This window comes from Sphingomonas adhaesiva (assembly GCF_036946125.1).
GTDB classification, from domain to species: Bacteria; Pseudomonadota; Alphaproteobacteria; order Sphingomonadales; family Sphingomonadaceae; genus Sphingomonas; species Sphingomonas adhaesiva_A.
The window spans coordinates 2047291-2063692 of sequence record NZ_JAQIJT010000002.1 but is presented as its reverse complement, the minus strand read 5'-3'; the positions used below and the strand labels follow the sequence as shown (position 1 = coordinate 2063692).

Genomic DNA, 16402 nt, shown 5'->3' with positions numbered 1-16402 from the left:
CGATGTCGCAGACCGATTACGCCAGGACACCGGATTTCGCTACGTCGTGCGACGAGAATACGACAAAACGGCCACCTGCGCGAACGCGGCGCTTGCCGATCGTCGCGGGCTGGCGTTGATGCGTGCGCGTGGATCGATTCCGGAACCAGATCGGCGTTGCAGCGCGTGCCGCGCGTCAGATCGGCGCGTGGCGGCTGCTGCGCACCGCGGCGTTCCTGCTGCTCGCGTTACTGGTCGCGCGCTACGGGTGGCAGGTGCCGCTGCTGGTCGATGCGGAGCGGGCGCTTTACGATGCGCGCAGCGCCGCGGCGCAGCCCCGCGTCGATCAGGACGGGCGTATCGCGCTGGTCGTCTACGACGACGAGACGCTGCGCGTCACGGGCAAGCGGTCCCCGCTCGATCGCGCGGTGCTGGCGCGCGCGCTGACCCAGTTGGACGCGATGGGCGCGAAGGCGATCGGGGTCGACATCCTGATCGACCAGGCCCAGCCCGAGGATCCGCAGCTGATCGCGGCGCTGCGCGCGATGCGCACGCCGGTCTATCTGGGCTTTGCGGGCAGTGCGACCAACGCCGACAGCGTCCTCGACTGGCAGGAGGGGTTCATGCGCCGCTTCCAGGCGTCGCTGGCGCCCGGCAACGTCCACCCCGGCAGCGTCCGGATCGAGGCCGATCCCGACAACGTCCTGCGCAGCTGGCCGACGCGCCCCCCCGGCGTGCCGCCGCTGCTGAGCGTGGCGATGTATCCGCGCGACGCCCGCTTCGCCGATTATACCGGCAGCGTGAAGTACCGGGCACCCGTGTCAGACGAGCGGCCGGTCTTCGCGGTGCTGCCGATCGGGTTGTTCGGCGACGCCGACACCGCGCCGCTGCTGCGCGACCAGATCGCGGGCCGCTATGTCTTCGTCGGTGCCGAGATCGCGGACACCGACCAGTTCGACACCCCCGCCAGCCGGCTGACCGGCAGGATGACCTGGGGGGTGGAGATCCACGCGGCGATGCTGGCGCAGATGCTCGACGGGCAGTTTCCGCGCGCGCTGCCCGACTGGTCGCTGTGGCTGGCGGCGCTGGCGCTGGTGCTGCTGGGCGGCGCGATCGGCGCACGCGACCAGTCGTCGCGCGCGATGGCGACCGAGCTGATCGGATCGGCGATCCTGATCGTCACGCTCCCCTGGGCGCTGGAGCGCGGCGGATGGGACACGCAGGGCGTGCCGATGTTCGGCTGGATGCTCGGCTGGCTGATCGCCTTCGTCGCGGTCGGTGCGGCGGCGCGCGCGGTCGGCTCGGCGCGGCGGCGGTTCGCGCAGGCGACGCTGGGCCGCTACCTGCCGGTCGATGTCGCCAGGCAGATCATCGCCGATCCCGATCGCCTGACCCTTCAGGGCGAGAAGCGCGAGATCTATGCGCTGTTCTCCGATCTGGAAGGCTTCACGAAGCTAAGCCACCGCATCCCGCCGGAGACGGTGGCGACCCTGCTCAACCGCTACCTCGACCTGCTGTCGGAGGTGGTGCTGGCGCATGGCGGGACGCTCGACAAGTTCGTGGGCGACGCGGTCGTGGCGTTCTGGGGCGCCCCGATCGCGCGCGCCGACGATGCCGATCGCGCGGTGCGCGCCGCGGTCGCGCTGTACCAGGCGGGCGAGCGCTTCCGTGCCGAGGTCGACCCCGCGCTGCCGCCGGTCGGCCGCACCCGCGTCGGGCTGCATCACGGCGAGGCGATCGTCGGCAATTTCGGCGGCGAGGGACGCATCCAGTACACCGCATTGGGCGACAGCATGAACACCGCGGCGCGTCTCGAAAGCGCGAACAAACCGCTGTCCACGACCGTGCTGGTCAGCGACAGCGTCGTCGCGCGCACGTCGCTCGACATCTTTCGCCCTATGGGACGCGTGACGGTACGGGGGCGCTCGACACCGATCGCCGTCTACGAGGCGGTGCCCGATCTGGACCCGACGGTCCGCGCACAGGTCACGCAGGCGGTCGGCACGTTCGATGCAGGCGACAGCAACGCCCTCGATACGCTATCGGTTCTTTCCGCGAAGCGGCCCGACGATGCCGCGCTCGCCTGCCTGTTGACGCGGCTGGTCGCCGCCGGACCCGGAGGACATTATGCGCTCGATTGACCGAACCGCCGCGCTGGGCACGATATTGGCGCTGCTGTTGCCCGCGACCGCGCACGCCGATGTGCTGGTCGTACGTGCGACCGGGCCGTCGGCGGCAACCTATCCGGTCGGTCGCAAGCTGTCCGATACCGCGCGGCTGAAGCTGGCGGCGGGCGACGCGATCGTCCTGATCGATGCGAAGGGCACCCGCGTGCTGCGCGGACCGGGGGTGTTCAGCGCCAACGCCGCATCCTCCCCCGCACCCGCGAGCGCACCGTCGTTCGCGCTGGCGCAGAACGACAATCGCCGGGTGCGCGTCGGGGCCGTCCGCTCCGCCCCGGGCATCACCGCGGAACGCCCCAGCCTGTGGATGATCGACGTGTCGAAGCCGGGGCCCGTCTGCCTGCTCGACACCAATGCCCCGCCGCTGTGGCGCCCCGATGCCACCGCCGCGGGCAAGGTGACGATCACCCCCGTCGCCGGCGGACCTGCACAGACCGCCGCGTGGGAGGCGGGGCAGTCGAGCGCGGCGTGGCCCGCCGCGCTGCCGATCGCCGACGGCGCGCGCTTTCGCCTGACCGGCCCCGGCCCCGGCACCGGCACCGGCACCGCCCCGGTGGAGGTGACGGTGAAGATCATCGCGGCGCCGGGCACCGAACTGACCGAGGCGGCCGGCACGCTGATCGCCGCCGGGTGCAAGGCGCAGCTGGACCAGCTGGTCGCCGCGTCGCTGCCCGCGAACTGACGGTTCCCTACAACGACAACGCGCGCGCGCCCTCGTCGAGGCGGGCGCGCGCCACCGCGTCGTCGGCGAAGGTGCGGCGCGCGGTCGCCAGCGCCTGGGTCGCGCCGGCGCGGTCCTCCAGCACGACGCGCGCGCGCATCAGCCGCAGCCAGCCGTCGACGTCGCGCGGGTTCTGCGCGAGACGTGCCGCCAGCCGGTCGACCATGCCGCGCGCCATCTCGTTCTGCTGGCTGGGGGGCAGCGCGGCGGCGGCGGCGAGCTGCTCCTGCGACGGCCCCGGAATGCCGGCGGTCGCGGCATCCGCCCCTCCCGTCGACGGGGCGGTGGGAGGAGCGGAGGCGGCGGGCAGGCGGCCGGCGATGTCGATCTTCTCGCGGGCGGCGACCGTCTGCACCAGTTCGCGCACCGATTGCTCCCACGGCGCGCCCGCGGGCGTGTCGTGCAGCAACGCGATCCAGGCGTCGACGGCGCCGGCATGGTCGCCGTCCATGTCCTGCTTCACCGCCAGGAAGTAGCGCGCGCGCGGATCCTTGGGATCGACCGCCAGCGCGCGCCGGAACGCCTGCGCCGCATCGTCGCCGACGCCCTTGCCGCCCAGCACCAGCGTCTCGCCCAGCGCAGACCACAAGGCGGCGTCGTCCGGCGACAGCGCGGTCGCACGGCGATAGGCCTCGGCCGCCCTGTCGAAGCGCTGCATGTTGAAATAGGACCAGCCCAGCATCCGCCAGCCCGCCGCGTCGTTCGGCTCCGCCTTCAGCCGCGCCTCCAGCCCGGCGACCATCTCGCCCACATCGGGGGCGGCGGGTGCGCTGGCGCCCGGAGTGGGGGGCGCGGCCTCGTCCCTGCCGCCCAGCGCGCGGGCACCGATCGCCACCAGCGCCACCGCGCCTGCGCCCGCCAACAGATACCGTCCCAGTCGCGGCGATCCACCCATTTCGGTTATCCCAGTTTATGAAGGCGCTTGCCGTAGGCGTTGCGCTACTGGCATGGATGCGTCGTGTGGGAAAGGCGCGTGCGGGGGCGCGGCGGGGGGAAAGTGCACAAGGTCGCCATCATCGGCTCCGGCCCGGCCGGGTTGAGCGCGGCTGCGCACGCGGCGCGACTCGGGCTGGACCATGTCCTGCTCGAAAAGGCCGATCATCTCTCGGACACCATCTACCGCTATCAAAAGGGCAAGCACGTCATGGCGACGCCCAGCCAGCTGGTGCTGCGCAGCGACCTGACGTTCGAGGCCGGCCGGCGCGAGACGGTGCTGGAGCGGTGGCAGGACGGGGCCGAGGCGACCGGCGTCAACGTGCTGTACGAGGCGGAGGTGCGCGCGATCACCGGCGCGCGGGGCGGCTTCACCCTATCGTTGCCGGGCGGACGGACGGTCGAGGCGGAGCATGTCGTCCTCGCCATCGGGACGCAGGGCAATCCCAACCTGGTGCGCTGCCCGGTCGCCGAGGGCGCGCAGGTCCAATATACGCTGGACGACCCCACCGAATATCTCGACGAACATATCATCGTCGCGGGCAGCGGCGATGCGGGCATCGAGAATGCGCTCGGCCTGGTCGCCGATCCGGCGCAGCGCAACACCGTCACGCTGCTCAATCGCGGCCTCGACTTCCGCACCGCGAAACCCGCCAATGTCGAGGCGCTGCTCGCCGCCGACCGCGAGGGCCGGCTGAAGGTGATGATGGAGACCACGCTCGCCGCGATCGACGCGGGCGAGGCGACGCTGGATGCGCGCGACGGCGCGGTGCGGGTACGCTGCGACCGCGTGATCGCGCGCATGGGCTCGGCCCCGCCGCGCGGCTTCGTCGAAAGCTGCTGTGCGCAGATGGCGGAGGGTGACGGCGGTCGCCGCGCATCGGTGCCGGGCACCGGCGTGCAATTCACCAGCGCCGACCGCGTCGCCTATCCGAAACTGTCGGCGACGTTCGAGTCGACCGTTCCCGGCATCTACGTGATAGGCGCGCTGGCGGGCTATCCGCTCATCAAGCATTGCATGAACCAGGGTCACGACGTGATCGAGTTCATCGCCGGGAACACCGCGCTGAAGCCGGCGGACGAGCCGATCCTGGAGGCGAAGTTCGCCGGCCTGCCGGGGGCGCGCCCGGTCGACGAGTGGCTGGACCGTCTGCGCCGCGAGGTGGGCATCCTGAACGAGCTGTCGTCGCTCCAGATGCGTGAGTTCATGCTGGAGGCGGAGGTGCGCGCGATGCCCGCCGGCGCGGTCGTATTCGAGCGCGATCAGCCCGGCTCGTCGCTGTTCGGCATCGCGGAAGGGGCGGTCGCTGTCGACATCGGCGGCGGACGGTCGGTGCGGATCGGGCAGGGCTCGATCTTCGGCGAGGTCGGGCTGATCTCCGGCCGCCCGCGCGGGTCGACCGTGCGCACCGCGGAAGCCGCGATCCTGGTCGAGGTGCCGCGCGCCGCCGCGCTGAAGCTCATTTCCACCGTCCCCGCGGCAGGGCGCGCGATCACGCGCATCTCGATCGAGCGGCAGCTGTTGCAGATGTTCGGCGCGGGGCTGGTCGCCGAGGATCTGGCCGAAGTCCTGGAAACCGCCGAGGTGAAGGCGGTGCGCGCGGGCGAGACGATCCTGCGCGAGGGCGACGAGGGGCGCGACATTTACGTCATCCGCTCCGGCTCGATGGTGGTGGAAAAGACGATCGGCGGGAAGCCGATCTTCCTCTCCTACCTGCCGGCCGGCTCCTACGTCGGCGAGATGGCGCTGCTGGACGGCGGCAGGCGCACCGCCAGCGTGCGCGCCGCGATCCGGTCCGAAGTGATCCGGCTCGACGGCGACGCGTTCGGCCGGCTGCTCGCCGCCAGGCCGGCTTTGGCCGAGCGCGCGCGCCGCGACATGGCGGCGCGGCGCGAGGTCAATGCCTTCGTCGAGGCGCGCAAGGACAGCTTCTCGGGCGCGGTCGACATGTATTCGTCGGTCGCCGGCTTCCTGGTCGACAACGGCATCGGCGAGGCGACCGACGTACTGCTGATCGACGAGAAGCTGTGTATCGGCTGCGACAATTGCGAAAAGGCGTGCGCGGACAGCCACGAGGGCCTGTCGCGGCTCGATCGCGAGGCGGGGCGCACCTATGCGCATCTGCACGTCCCCACCAGCTGCCGCCACTGCGAACATCCGCATTGCATGGCCGACTGCCCGCCCAACGCGATTCACCGCGGCCCGGATGGCGAGGTCTTCATCGACGACACCTGCATCGGCTGCGGCAATTGCCAGCGCGGCTGCCCCTATGGCGTGATCCGCATGGACAAGATCCCGCCGAAGAAGCCGCCGTTGCTCGCCTGGCTGCTGTTCGGCACCGGCCCCGGGCCGGGCGAGGCGGGCGCGAAGTGGAAGAAGAAGAAGGCCGATCCCGAGGCGCCCAAGCGTGCGATCAAGTGCGACATGTGTTCGGGGATCAGCGGTGGCCCCGCCTGCGTACGCGCCTGTCCCACCGGCGCCGCGATCCGTGTCGCGCCCGAGCAGTTCCTCTCCGTCGCGCGGCTGGAGGACGACCGGCCGTGAGCGCGTCGAGGGCCGCAGGGGCAGGCGGACGACGGCAGGTCGCGCGCGAGTCGGCGTTCCGGCACGAAGGCTTCCTGCGCTACCGCGGCTTCCGCTGGGCGAAGCTCGCCAGCGTGATCGCGATCGTCGCGATCGCGGTCTATGCCTGGCATGATCCCGATCCGCGTCCCAATGGCGGCAGCTGGTACGGCTATGTCCTGGGCACGATCGGCGCGCTGCTGATCCTGTGGCTGACCGCGCTGGGTCTGCGCAAGCGTACCATGACGCGCGGGGCGTGGTCGCTGAAGGCGTGGACGTCGGCGCACGTCTATCTGGGGCTGTCGCTGATCGTCATCGGCACGCTGCATGCCGGGTTCCAGTTCGGCTGGAACGTCCACACGCTCGCCTATGCGCTGATGATGCTGGTGATCCTGTCGGGGCTGTTCGGGATCGTCGTCTATGCCACGCTGCCGCGGCTGCTGTCGCAGAACCGCGGCGAGCTGACCGAGACGCAGATGCTGGAAAACCTGCGTTCGCTCGACCGCCAGCTGCACGATGCCGCGCAACCCTTGCCGCCCGACCGCGCCGAGCTCGTCGCGCGCGCGCTGGACGAGGATGTGTTCGCCGGCGGCATCTGGCGGCGGCTGTCGGGCAGCGAGCGGCGCGGGGCGACCGCGGCGGCACGCGCGGCGATCCGCGGCGGCGACGATGCGATCCTGCGCGTCGAGCGGCTGCTGGAACGCAAGCTGGAGATCGCGCGCCAGATCCACCGCCACCTGCGGTTGCGCGCGCTGCTGGAGATCTGGCTGTACGTCCACGTCCCGATGACGATCGCCCTGCTGGCGGCGCTGACCGCGCACGTCGTCTCCGTGTTCTTCTACTGGTAGGCGCAGGAAGATGGCGTTCGTCCTTCGCACCACGGAGCGGCTCGCGAGCGGGCGCGAGGTGGTTCGCGCGGTCCGGGTCGATCGGCCGGCGCTGACCGTCGGCCGCGGCAGCGACCGCGACCTGGTGCTGCCCGATTTGCTGCTGGCGCTCGATCATGCCCGGCTGGAGCGGGGCGATGGTGCGCGGCTGCTGGTACTGGCGACCGCCGGGATGCCGATCGATGTCGAGGGGGCGAGCACCGAACGCGCGACGATCGATCTGGCGCGCGGCGGCGAGGTGCGGCTGGGCACGCACCGCCTGCTGATCCGCCGCGACGAGGCAGGCGACATCCTGATCGACATCGCGCGCGCAGGCGATGTCGCGCATTCGATCGGCGGTAAGGACGAGCGTACGCTGTTCGCGCTGGGCAGTGCGCTGCCGTCCAAGCGCCCGCTGGCGTGGGCGCTGGCGGCGGCGGTGCTGCTCGCGTTCCTCGCCTGGCCGGTCTGGCATTTCTACGGGCGCGCCGATGCGGTCGCCAATCCGCATGCCGGGCTGGTCGCGGATGCCAGCTGGTCGCCGGGCAAGCTGTCCAACGCGCATGCCGGGCTGGAGAACAACTGCCGCGCCTGCCACGACACGCCGTTCGTCGCGGTGCGCGACGACAGCTGCCGCTCGTGCCATCAGTCGGTGCACGATCACGCACCGCCCGCACGGCTGGCAGCGGCGATGCCTGCGCTGGGCGTGGGCGAGCGGCTGAACCGGCGCATCGCGATGGCGTTCAACCGTCCGCCCGGCCGCTGCGTCGACTGCCATACCGAGCATCAGGGCGCGACCGCGATGGCACCGACGCCGCAGAAGTTCTGCGCCGATTGCCACGGGACGCTGAAGCAGCAACTGCCCGATACCCCGTTCGGCGACGCCACCGACTTCGCGAAGGGGCATCCGCAATTCCGCCCCGCCGTGCTGGTGCGCAGCGATCCCAGGCCGGTGTTCGAGCGTATCTCGCTGGACGATGCACCGAAGCAGGATGGCGGCCTCACCTTCCCGCACGCGCTCCACCTGTCGACGACCAATGCGGTGGCACAGATGGCGGTACGGCAGGGACAGGCGCGCGCCGGCAAGGCGATGGACTGTGCCGACTGCCACGTCTCCGATGCGCGCGGCGGGTTCGCGCCGGTGTCGATGGAGGCGAATTGCCAGTCGTGCCACAGCCTCGCCTTCGCACGATCGGACGGCACGGTGCGCACCCTGCGCCACGGCGACCCGCGCCAGGTGGTGGCGGAACTCCGCGATTTCTACGCGCTGCGCGGGCCGGTGCGACCGATGGCGATGGAGGGCGGTCGCCGGCGTCCCGGCGATTTCGCCGCGGACAGCATGGCGGCGACCTATGGCCGCGCGGTGGCGGCGCGCGCGGGCGGCGGCGTCGATCGCTCGATCCGCGCGGTCTTCTCCCCCGGCGGCGCCTGTTACGACTGCCATGTGGTCGAGCCGCCGGCGCGGGCGGGGAGCCTCGCGTTCCGGATCAGGCCGGTGGTGCAGCAGACGCGCTACTTCGCGCATGGCTGGTTCGATCACCGCGCGCATGCGGGCGAGACCTGCGCCAGCTGCCACGCCGCGCCGACCTCCACCAGCGCGCGCGACGTGCTGCTGCCGAAGATCGCACAATGCCGCACCTGCCACGCCGGGGCGGAGCCGGCGCGCGGGCAGATCAAGTCGACCTGCGCGATGTGCCACGTCTATCACCAGGACCCCGGCGGCGTGGTGGCGGACATCCGCCGCCGTCGCGCCACGCCGTTCCCGCCCTCCGCGCTCGCGCCGGGAGCGACGGCACGGTGACGCACGCCTCGCCCGCGCGCCCGCTGCTGATCGCGCAGCTGACCGACCTGCACCTGGGGTTCGAGCGGGACCGTGCGGACGAGCCCAACCGGCTGCGGCTGGACAAGGTGGTCGCCGCGATCGGTGCGCTCGACCCCGCGCCGGACCTCATCGTCGTCAGCGGCGACCTGGTCGAGCATGGCGACGCGGCGTCCTATGCCCGCGTGCGCGAGGCGCTCGCACCGCTCCGCGCGCCGGTGCGGCTGATGCTGGGCAATCACGACGCGCGCGCCGCCTTCGCCGCGGCGTTCGCGGACGTGCCGCTGAGCGGTGGTTTTCTGCACCATGTCGTCGAGCAGGCGGGCCTGCGCTGCATCCTGCTCGACACGCTCGAGGAGGGACGACACGGCGGCGCCTTCTGCGCGGCGCGCGAGGCGTGGCTGAGCGCACGACTGGCGGAGGCACCCGACACGCCGACGCTGATCTTCCTGCATCACCCGCCGTGCGTCACCGGCATTCCGTGGATGGACGTCGACCCGGCCGAGCCGTGGCTGGAGCGGTTGCGCGGCGCGCTGGCGGCGGGGCGGAACGTCGTCGGGCTGGTGTCGGGGCACCTGCACCGCGCGATCGCGGCGCGCTGGGCCGGGCTGCCGGTGACGGTGGCGCCGTCGGTGGCGCCGCGCGTCGCGCTGGAACTGGGGCCGATCGATCCGGACAAGCCGGACGGCCGCCGCCTGATCGTCGACGGTACGCCCGGCTATGCGCTGCATCGCTGGGACGGCGAGGCGCTGGTGAGCCATTTCGTGCTGATCGACGATGCGCCCGCGGTCGCCTTCTACGACGAGAAGCTGCGCGGCATGATCGCCGAGATGGCGGCGGAGCGTCCCGGCGGGCGTTAGGCCGGGTTAGCGCGCGTCCAGCGAACGCAGCTTCTGCTCCAGATCCTCGCGCCACGGTGCGCCGGGCGGCGTGCGCGCCAGCAAGCGCCGCCACTCGCGTCGCGCCGCCTCCACCTGCCCGGATTGGGCATAGGCGAGACCGGCGAAGAAGGCGGGGCCCGGATGCCCCGGCGCGAGCGTGGCGGCATGGGCGAAGGCGAGCCGCGCGGCGGGGGCGACCACGCCGTTGTTGTGCGCGACCAGCGCGTTGCCCAGCCCGACCCACAGATCGGGGTCGCCGGGATGCCGGTCGAGCGTCGCCTGGATCGCGGTCGCCGCTTCCTGCGTGGCGCCGGATGCGATCATTCGGTCGGCCGCGGACAGCACCGCCTCCCTGTTGTCGACGCGCCCTGCGACGATCGCGGCCAGCAGGGCGCGGTCGGCGGGCGCCGAGGTCGATCCGGCGGGCGAAGTGGGCTTGCCCGGCAGGGCAGGGGACCCCTGCCACACATAGCCCGCGACCGCGATCAACGCGGCGGCGCCCAGCAGCTCGACCGCCGCGGGCGGCACCCGGCCGAGGCGCCACAGCCCGATCGCGGTCAGCGCCACGAGCGCGATCAGCAGCAACCACCCGGTCATCGCGCCCGCCTCCGCTGCCAGCGCCCGGCCAGCGACAGCATGCCGCCGAACGCGACCAGGGCACCGCCGAGCCAGATCAGCGTCACGAACGGCTTCCACCACAGCCGCAACTGCCACCGCCCGCGGTCGTCCTGCGCACCCAGCACGGCATAAAGCTGCCCGTTCCACACGGTGCGGATCGCGCTTTCGCTGGTGGCGGTCATCGGGGCGTTGAACAGCCGTGCCTGCGGGCGCAGGATATAGTCGATGTCACCGTCGCGGCTCGCCGCCAGACGCGCCTCGACCGCGGTCCAGTTCGGCCCGGCGGTCGGCGTGACCCCGACGAAGCGCACGCGCCACGGCCCTACCATCGCGGTGCCGCCCAGCGGAGCGGCGACCAGTGTCTCTCGCGTGAAGGCGCTGTCGCTCGCCATCCCCGCCAGGCTGACGCCGATGCCCAGATGTGCCACCACCATCCCCCAGATCGTCAGCGGCGTACGGCGCAGGTGGCGCCCCCACAGCGGCGCGAGGCTAGCCGCGATCACCCCCGTGGCGACGATCAGCCCCAGCAACGGCAACACGCCCATCGCGGGGTGGAGGATCAGGAGAACGCCGCCCGCGCCCGCCAGCGCCGCCGCCGGCCAGCGCACCCGCCGCGCGACCGCGCGCGCCGTATCGCGACGCCAGCGGATCAGCGGCCCTACCGCCATGACCAGCAGCAGCACGAGCGCCACCGGCCCTGCCGCGCGGTCGAAGAACGGTGGGCCCACCGACAGCTGCACCCCCATCGCGGACGCGACGATCGGGTACAGCGTGCCGATCAGCACGATGCCCAGGATGACGCTGAGCAGCAGGTTGTTGACCACCAGCCCGCCTTCGCGGCTCAGCGGATCGAACAGCGTGCCGCGCCGCACCGTGCCGACTCGCATCCCGAACAGCACCAGCGCGCCGCCGATGTAGAGCGCCAGCAGCGCGAGGATGAACGCGCCGCGCGCCGGATCGACCGCGAAGGCGTGGACGCTCGTCAGGATGCCCGAGCGCACCAGGAACGTGCCCAGCATGCTCATCGAAAAGGCGACCACCGCGAGCAGGATCGTCCAGGCGCGCAAACCGTCGCGGGTCGCGAGCACCGTGACCGAGTGCAGCAGCGCGGTCGCGGCAAGCCACGGCATCAGACTGGCGTTTTCGACCGGGTCCCAGAACCACCAGCCGCCCCAGCCCAGCTCGTAATAGGCCCAATAGGAGCCCGCGGTGATGCCGAGCGTCAGGAAGACCCAGGCGCCCAGCACCCACGGGCGCATCGCGCGGGCGAAGGAGGGGCCGACGTCGCGCGTCACCAGCGCCCCGACCGCAAAGGAAAAGGCGACCGAGAGGCCGACATAGCCGGCGTAGAGCGTCGGCGGATGGAAGGCGAGGCCCGGGTCCTGCAGCAGCGGGTTCAGCCCGTTGCCGGTCGCGGGTGCCGGATCGATGCGCGTGAACGGATTGGAGCTGAAGAGCAGGAAGGCGTGGAAGCCGAGCGCGAGGAACGCCTGCGCCCCCAGCGTTGCGAGCGTGGTGCGCGGCGCCAGCGCGCGTTCCAGGATCGCGACCGCACCGCCCGCGACGCCCAGGATCGTGACCCACAGCAGCATCGAGCCCTCGTGGTTTCCCCAGGCGCCGGCGAAGCGATAGAGCAGCGGCTTGTCGGGATGATCGTTCGCGACCACCAGCGCCAGCGACAGGTCGACGCGGACGAATGCCGCGGTCAGCGCCGCCATCGCCAGCGCGGCGAGCAGCCCCTGCGCCACCGCGACGGGGCGCACCGCGCCGCCGACACCGCTCGCGGGATCGCGGACCGCCAGCGTGGCGCAGACCAGCTGCGCCAGCGCCAGCGCCGCGGCCAGCCACAGCGCGATCAGACCCAGTTCGGCGAGCATCAGCGCGTCGCCGCGACCCAGTCGGTCATGTCGGCGCGGTCGACCACCTTCCACGGGATGCCGCGGCGGTTGAGGAACAGCCGCTCCATCTCGGCGCGGTTGAACGGGCGGGAGCCGAGCCGGCCGAACACCGCGACCTGTCCGCCGGTTTCGTCCACCGCGCGGTCGCGGTCGAGCCCGCGCGAGATCGCCCGGGCGGGGCTGGGGGTGCGCGCCCACGCGATCAGCTCGGGGCGCGGCTCGGGCGAGAAGCCGTAGAAATCGGGCTGGGTCGCGGGCGAATACAGCTGGACGACCTTCAGCCCGCCGCTGCCGTCCGCGACATAGGCGAACAGCGACGCGTTGGTCGCGCCCACCACCACGTCGGACGCGTCGGCCAGCGCGCCGCCGAACGTCTCCTTGCGCAGCATCCGCGGCGCCTCCGGGTTGGTGACGTTGACGATCGCCAGCCCCTCGCGCCCCGCCGCGACATAGGCGTAGGTTCGCGCGACGTAGACGCGGCGCGCATCCGCCAGCGGCACCGTGGCGGGCAGCAGCTTCGGGCGACGCAGGTCGGTGACGTCCAGCACCTGAAGCCCGCGCGCGGTCGTGACCCACAGGTAACGGAACTGGATCGCACTGGCGCGCGCATCCTCCAGCGGCACCTGCGCGGTCAGCCGGGGCCGCAGCGGATCGGCAAGGTCGACGACCGCCAGCCCGCGCGGCGTCGCGACATAGGCGATATGCCCCGCCAGGATCACGTGGCGCGCGCCGGTCAGCGCGCCGTCCGGGTTCCACGTCACCGCGCGCTTCAGGAAATTGTTGCGCGGCTCGCCGTCCGCCATCGTGTCGACGTTGACGAGGATCAGCCCTTCCTCCGCATCGGTGATCGCGGCATAGTGATAGATCGGGTCGAACGGCTGTTCCTGATTGGCGGCGCGCATCGCGGGGGTGTTGCGCAGCGGGTTGATCGGCTGCGTCGTCGGCAGCGCCATGCAGGTCGCATTGCGGCTCGCGACATGCGTGTCGTGGCCCAGCTTCGAGAAGGGCGCGGTCAGGATGCGGTCCGACACGCCCTTGTTCGCGATCGAGGCGACGTCATAGACGCGGAAACCGCCGCGCCCTTCGGCGACATACAGATATTCGCCGCGCAGCTGGACGCAGCGTGCCGCGTCGCCGGTCCTCTGCACCGAATTGAAGATCGCCTCGCGCGCGTCGCGCTCGCCCGACAGCTTGCCGTTGAACGTGCGGCCGCGGTTCCAGCCGACCAGCTCGCGCCTGTTGCGCTCGACATGCTGGCGATACCATTCGGGATAGGCGTAGCGATGCAGGTAGGAGCCGAACACCGCCTGCGGCTCGTCCCACTCGGTCACGCGCACCGCCTCGATCCCGCGATCCAGGCCGAGCCAAGCGTTCAGCCCCACGAAGTTCACGCTGCCGGTCCCCAGCAGCAACAGCTGCGACATGATCGCGTTGTTGTCGTTCGCCGCCGACAGATGGCAGTCGCTGCACTGCTTCGTCTCGGTCGTGCGGACCGTGTGCGGGAAGTGCGGCGCGAAGGCTTGGCTGGAGAAGCCGATCGCGCTGATCGGCGGCTGCTGGACGTAGATCCGCTCGCGGTTGACGTTGGTCGACGACAGCACCAGCGCGGAGGTGGAGCGCACCGGCGCGACCTGGTTGCCCTTGGTCGTCATGTGGATGCCGAGCTGGAACATGTCGTCGCGCGCGACCTGCGGGTTGTATGTCGCGAAATTACGCGTCTCCTCGCCCTCGTACTTGTGCGTCGTCGTCTTCCAGTTCGCCTCGATCGGCAGGTGGCAGCCGCCACACGACGTCGTCCACGACAGATGGCAGGTGAAGCACGCGACCTTGTCCGGCGAATGCGCGCGTGCGCTGGCGGGAATGCCGGGGCCGAAGGTGAAGCGCCCGGTGTCCATGCCCTCGCGCCCCATCAGCTTGGCGCGCGCCGCCTTGGCGTTGAACTCGGGATCGCTGCGATCCACCGAATTGCGTACCAGCTTCACCGGCCAGGCGAGCCGGGGGTCGACGATCGAGCGTTGCAGCAGCCGCCGCCGGCCGGCGGCATCGGTGCTCCATTCGAACCGCGGCTGGCCATCGGGATTGCGCAGCAGGGTCAGGTCGGTGCCGCCGGGACGCGCGGCCGGGCCGGAGGTCCTGAGTGTGGGATAGGCATCGGCGGTGCCGTGACAATCCTTGCACCCGATCTCGACCGCATTGGCGACCTCGCCGTAGATCAGCCCGTTGCCGTGGCTGTCCTGCGCGAAGTGGCAGTCGGCGCATTGCATGCCCTTTTCGGCATGGATGTCCATCAGATGGACCGCCTTGCCCTTCTGCTCGCCGACGGGCGCGAACTCGCCCATGCCGCTCTTGCGGAACTTCTCCGGATCGTCGGCGGCGATGCGGTTGCCCGCGGCGTCGAGCAGGTGGCCCTCGCGATCGCGTTTGTAGACTGCCCGGAAATTCCAGCCATGGCCGTGATAGTCTGCGAACTGCGTGTCCTTCGCCTTCGGGTTCACGTCGTCGTAGACGCGGCGCAGGAAGTCGACGTCGCCCCATTTGCCGCGCGCGGCGGCGGCCTCCGGATTGCGCTCGTTGATCGCGCGCGTCTCCGCGGCGCTCGGGAATTTCTGCTTGTCCGGCCACATCAGCGGCGCATCCGCCTCGTAATCCCACATCGTATAGCCGAGGTAGGAGTTCAGGAAGATGTTCGGCTGGTGCATGTGGCAATTCATGCATTGCGCGGTCGGGATCGCGCGGGTGAAGGCGTGCTTCACCGGATGCCCGCTCTCCTTGATCGCGCCGATCGGATGGTTCGCGGGCGGCGCGTCGTGCCCGCCATGCAGGTCGGCCGCGGCGCGTTCCATCAGCGTGGCGATCGTCGGATCGACCGTCGCGGTCTGCCCGTCGCGGCCATATTGCGCCCAGCCGAGCGAATGTTTCGGATCGCGGTCGTTGGCATAGACGACATGGCAGCTGGCGCAGCCCGACGAGCGATAGTCGCCGGGCTGGTCGTTGGTGCCCATCATCGTCGTGAAGGGATCGTTGAGCCGCGTCTTGTGGATGTTGAGCACGGGGATCGCGACGCGCAGGCCGGTGCCGGGGCCGCGGTTCGACTGTTTCAGGTCGGGGCGTCCCGGCTCCTCCAGCCGCTGGATGCTGCCCGAGGGGTTGGGCAGGCCGACCTCCGCGAACTGCGTCCCGATGTTGCGCCCGCCGCGCTCGAACACGCGAAAGACGTCGGCGGGGGGCACCACCTGCCATGTCGGCAGCGGGTAGAGCTCGGGCAGCGCACCGCGCGCCGCCTGCTGCGGGGTGACGGTACCGACCGGCCTGCCCGGCGACAGCAGCCTGGCGGGCTCGCCGGTGCGGGTGAACGCCTCGCCGAACTTGTAATTCTTATAGGGGGCGATGCCGTTATTGTACGCGGCCCCGCCCCACAGCATCGCGCCCGTCGCCATCAGCGAGCGCTCGGACGCCTGGATGATCTCCAGATGGCACGCGCCGCACGCCTGACGCGCGACGCGATAGTCGGACGGATTGACGAAGCGGATGAACTCCGGCGCCTCGCGATTGAGCAGCGCATAGGATCGCTTCGGGTTGGCGGACCGCGGCCAGCCCCAGCTTTGCGGATAGCGCGGCAGGACGTGCGCCGTGTCGCGCGCCGCGACATAGCCGGCGTCGTCCTGTTTCAGGCTGGCCGGGACCCTCACCGTCGCATCGCCGCCGTGGCAGTCGGTGCAACCCAGCACGACCGCCTGGCTGACGTGCATCGACCTGGCATCGCTCGCCGAATGGCAGCCGAGGCAGCCTGCGCTCTTCGCATCCGCCGCCGCCTGCGACTGGGACGCCGGCGCGTCTGGCGTGACGGCATAGGTGATCGTGCGGGGGTGCTCCGCGTCCGAGGCCAGCGCCATCGATGCCGCGAAGGCGAGCGCCAGCAGCAGCGCGACCGAGCGGATCAT

The 16402-nt window shown here is 71.3% G+C and carries 10 protein-coding genes; 6 read left to right on the top strand and 4 right to left on the bottom strand.

All coding sequences use genetic code 11. The features are described from left to right. Positions 1-128 precede the first annotated feature (128 nt). Entirely contained in the window at positions 129-2120 is a 1992-nt protein-coding gene (locus PGN23_RS16070) for an adenylate/guanylate cyclase domain-containing protein (RefSeq protein WP_335304044.1), read from the top strand. Further along, positions 2107-2844 (top strand): hypothetical protein, encoded by a 738-nt coding sequence (locus tag PGN23_RS16065; protein ID WP_335304043.1) that lies wholly within the window; start codon positions 2107-2109, stop codon positions 2842-2844. The genes PGN23_RS16070 and PGN23_RS16065 overlap by 14 nt, the downstream gene beginning before the upstream one ends. Before the next feature lie 7 nt (positions 2845-2851). Here the strand turns inward: PGN23_RS16065 and PGN23_RS16060 are convergent, their stop codons facing one another. After that, positions 2852-3778: a tetratricopeptide repeat protein gene (locus PGN23_RS16060; RefSeq protein WP_335304042.1), complete on the bottom strand. Its 927-nt coding sequence runs from the start codon at positions 3776-3778 to the stop codon at positions 2852-2854. A gap of 102 nt (positions 3779-3880) precedes the next feature. On the opposite strand from PGN23_RS16060, the gene PGN23_RS16055 reads away from it, so the two are divergent. From PGN23_RS16055 to PGN23_RS16040, 4 genes are read left to right on the top strand one after another with little or no spacing between them, the layout of a single operon-like run. Further along, positions 3881-6361: a cyclic nucleotide-binding domain-containing protein gene (locus PGN23_RS16055; protein ID WP_335304041.1), complete on the top strand. Its 2481-nt coding sequence runs from the start codon at positions 3881-3883 to the stop codon at positions 6359-6361. After that, positions 6358-7227, top strand: a complete 870-nt coding sequence (locus tag PGN23_RS16050; protein ID WP_443019797.1) for a hypothetical protein — start codon at positions 6358-6360, stop codon at positions 7225-7227. The genes PGN23_RS16055 and PGN23_RS16050 overlap by 4 nt, the downstream gene beginning before the upstream one ends. 10 nt (positions 7228-7237) lie before the next feature. Next, positions 7238-9046: a cytochrome c3 family protein gene (locus tag PGN23_RS16045; RefSeq protein WP_335304039.1), complete on the top strand. Its 1809-nt coding sequence runs from the start codon at positions 7238-7240 to the stop codon at positions 9044-9046. After that, a complete protein-coding gene (locus PGN23_RS16040; protein WP_335304037.1) occupies positions 9043-9924 on the top strand; it encodes a phosphodiesterase in 882 nt (293 codons plus the stop codon). The genes PGN23_RS16045 and PGN23_RS16040 overlap by 4 nt, the downstream gene beginning before the upstream one ends. Positions 9925-9930: 6 nt before the next feature. On the opposite strand, the gene PGN23_RS16035 is transcribed toward PGN23_RS16040, so the two are convergent. From PGN23_RS16035 to PGN23_RS16025, 3 genes are read right to left on the bottom strand one after another with little or no spacing between them, the layout of a single operon-like run. Further along, entirely contained in the window at positions 9931-10542 is a 612-nt protein-coding gene (locus PGN23_RS16035; protein ID WP_335304036.1) for a tetratricopeptide repeat protein, read from the bottom strand. Beyond that, positions 10539-12440, bottom strand: a complete 1902-nt coding sequence (locus tag PGN23_RS16030) for a heme lyase CcmF/NrfE family subunit (protein ID WP_335304035.1) — start codon at positions 12438-12440, stop codon at positions 10539-10541. The genes PGN23_RS16035 and PGN23_RS16030 overlap by 4 nt, the downstream gene beginning before the upstream one ends. Further along, positions 12440-16402, bottom strand: a complete 3963-nt coding sequence (locus tag PGN23_RS16025; protein ID WP_335304034.1) for an LVIVD repeat-containing protein — start codon at positions 16400-16402, stop codon at positions 12440-12442. The genes PGN23_RS16030 and PGN23_RS16025 overlap by 1 nt, the downstream gene beginning before the upstream one ends.

Bases quoted from the DNA above. Each gene is read 5' to 3' on its own strand.
- PGN23_RS16045 (WP_335304039.1), top strand. From the start codon at position 7,238: ATGGCGTTCGTCCTTCGCACCACGGAGCGGCTCGCGAGCGGGCGCGAG.
- PGN23_RS16065 (WP_335304043.1), top strand. From the start codon at position 2,107: ATGCGCTCGATTGACCGAACCGCCGCGCTGGGCACGATATTGGCGCTG.
- PGN23_RS16060 (WP_335304042.1), bottom strand. From the start codon at position 3,778: ATGGGTGGATCGCCGCGACTGGGACGGTATCTGTTGGCGGGCGCAGGC.
- PGN23_RS16025 (WP_335304034.1), bottom strand. From the start codon at position 16,402: ATGATCCGCTCGGTCGCGCTGCTGCTGGCGCTCGCCTTCGCGGCATCG.
- PGN23_RS16030 (WP_335304035.1), bottom strand. From the start codon at position 12,440: ATGCTCGCCGAACTGGGTCTGATCGCGCTGTGGCTGGCCGCGGCGCTG.
- PGN23_RS16035 (WP_335304036.1), bottom strand. From the start codon at position 10,542: ATGACCGGGTGGTTGCTGCTGATCGCGCTCGTGGCGCTGACCGCGATC.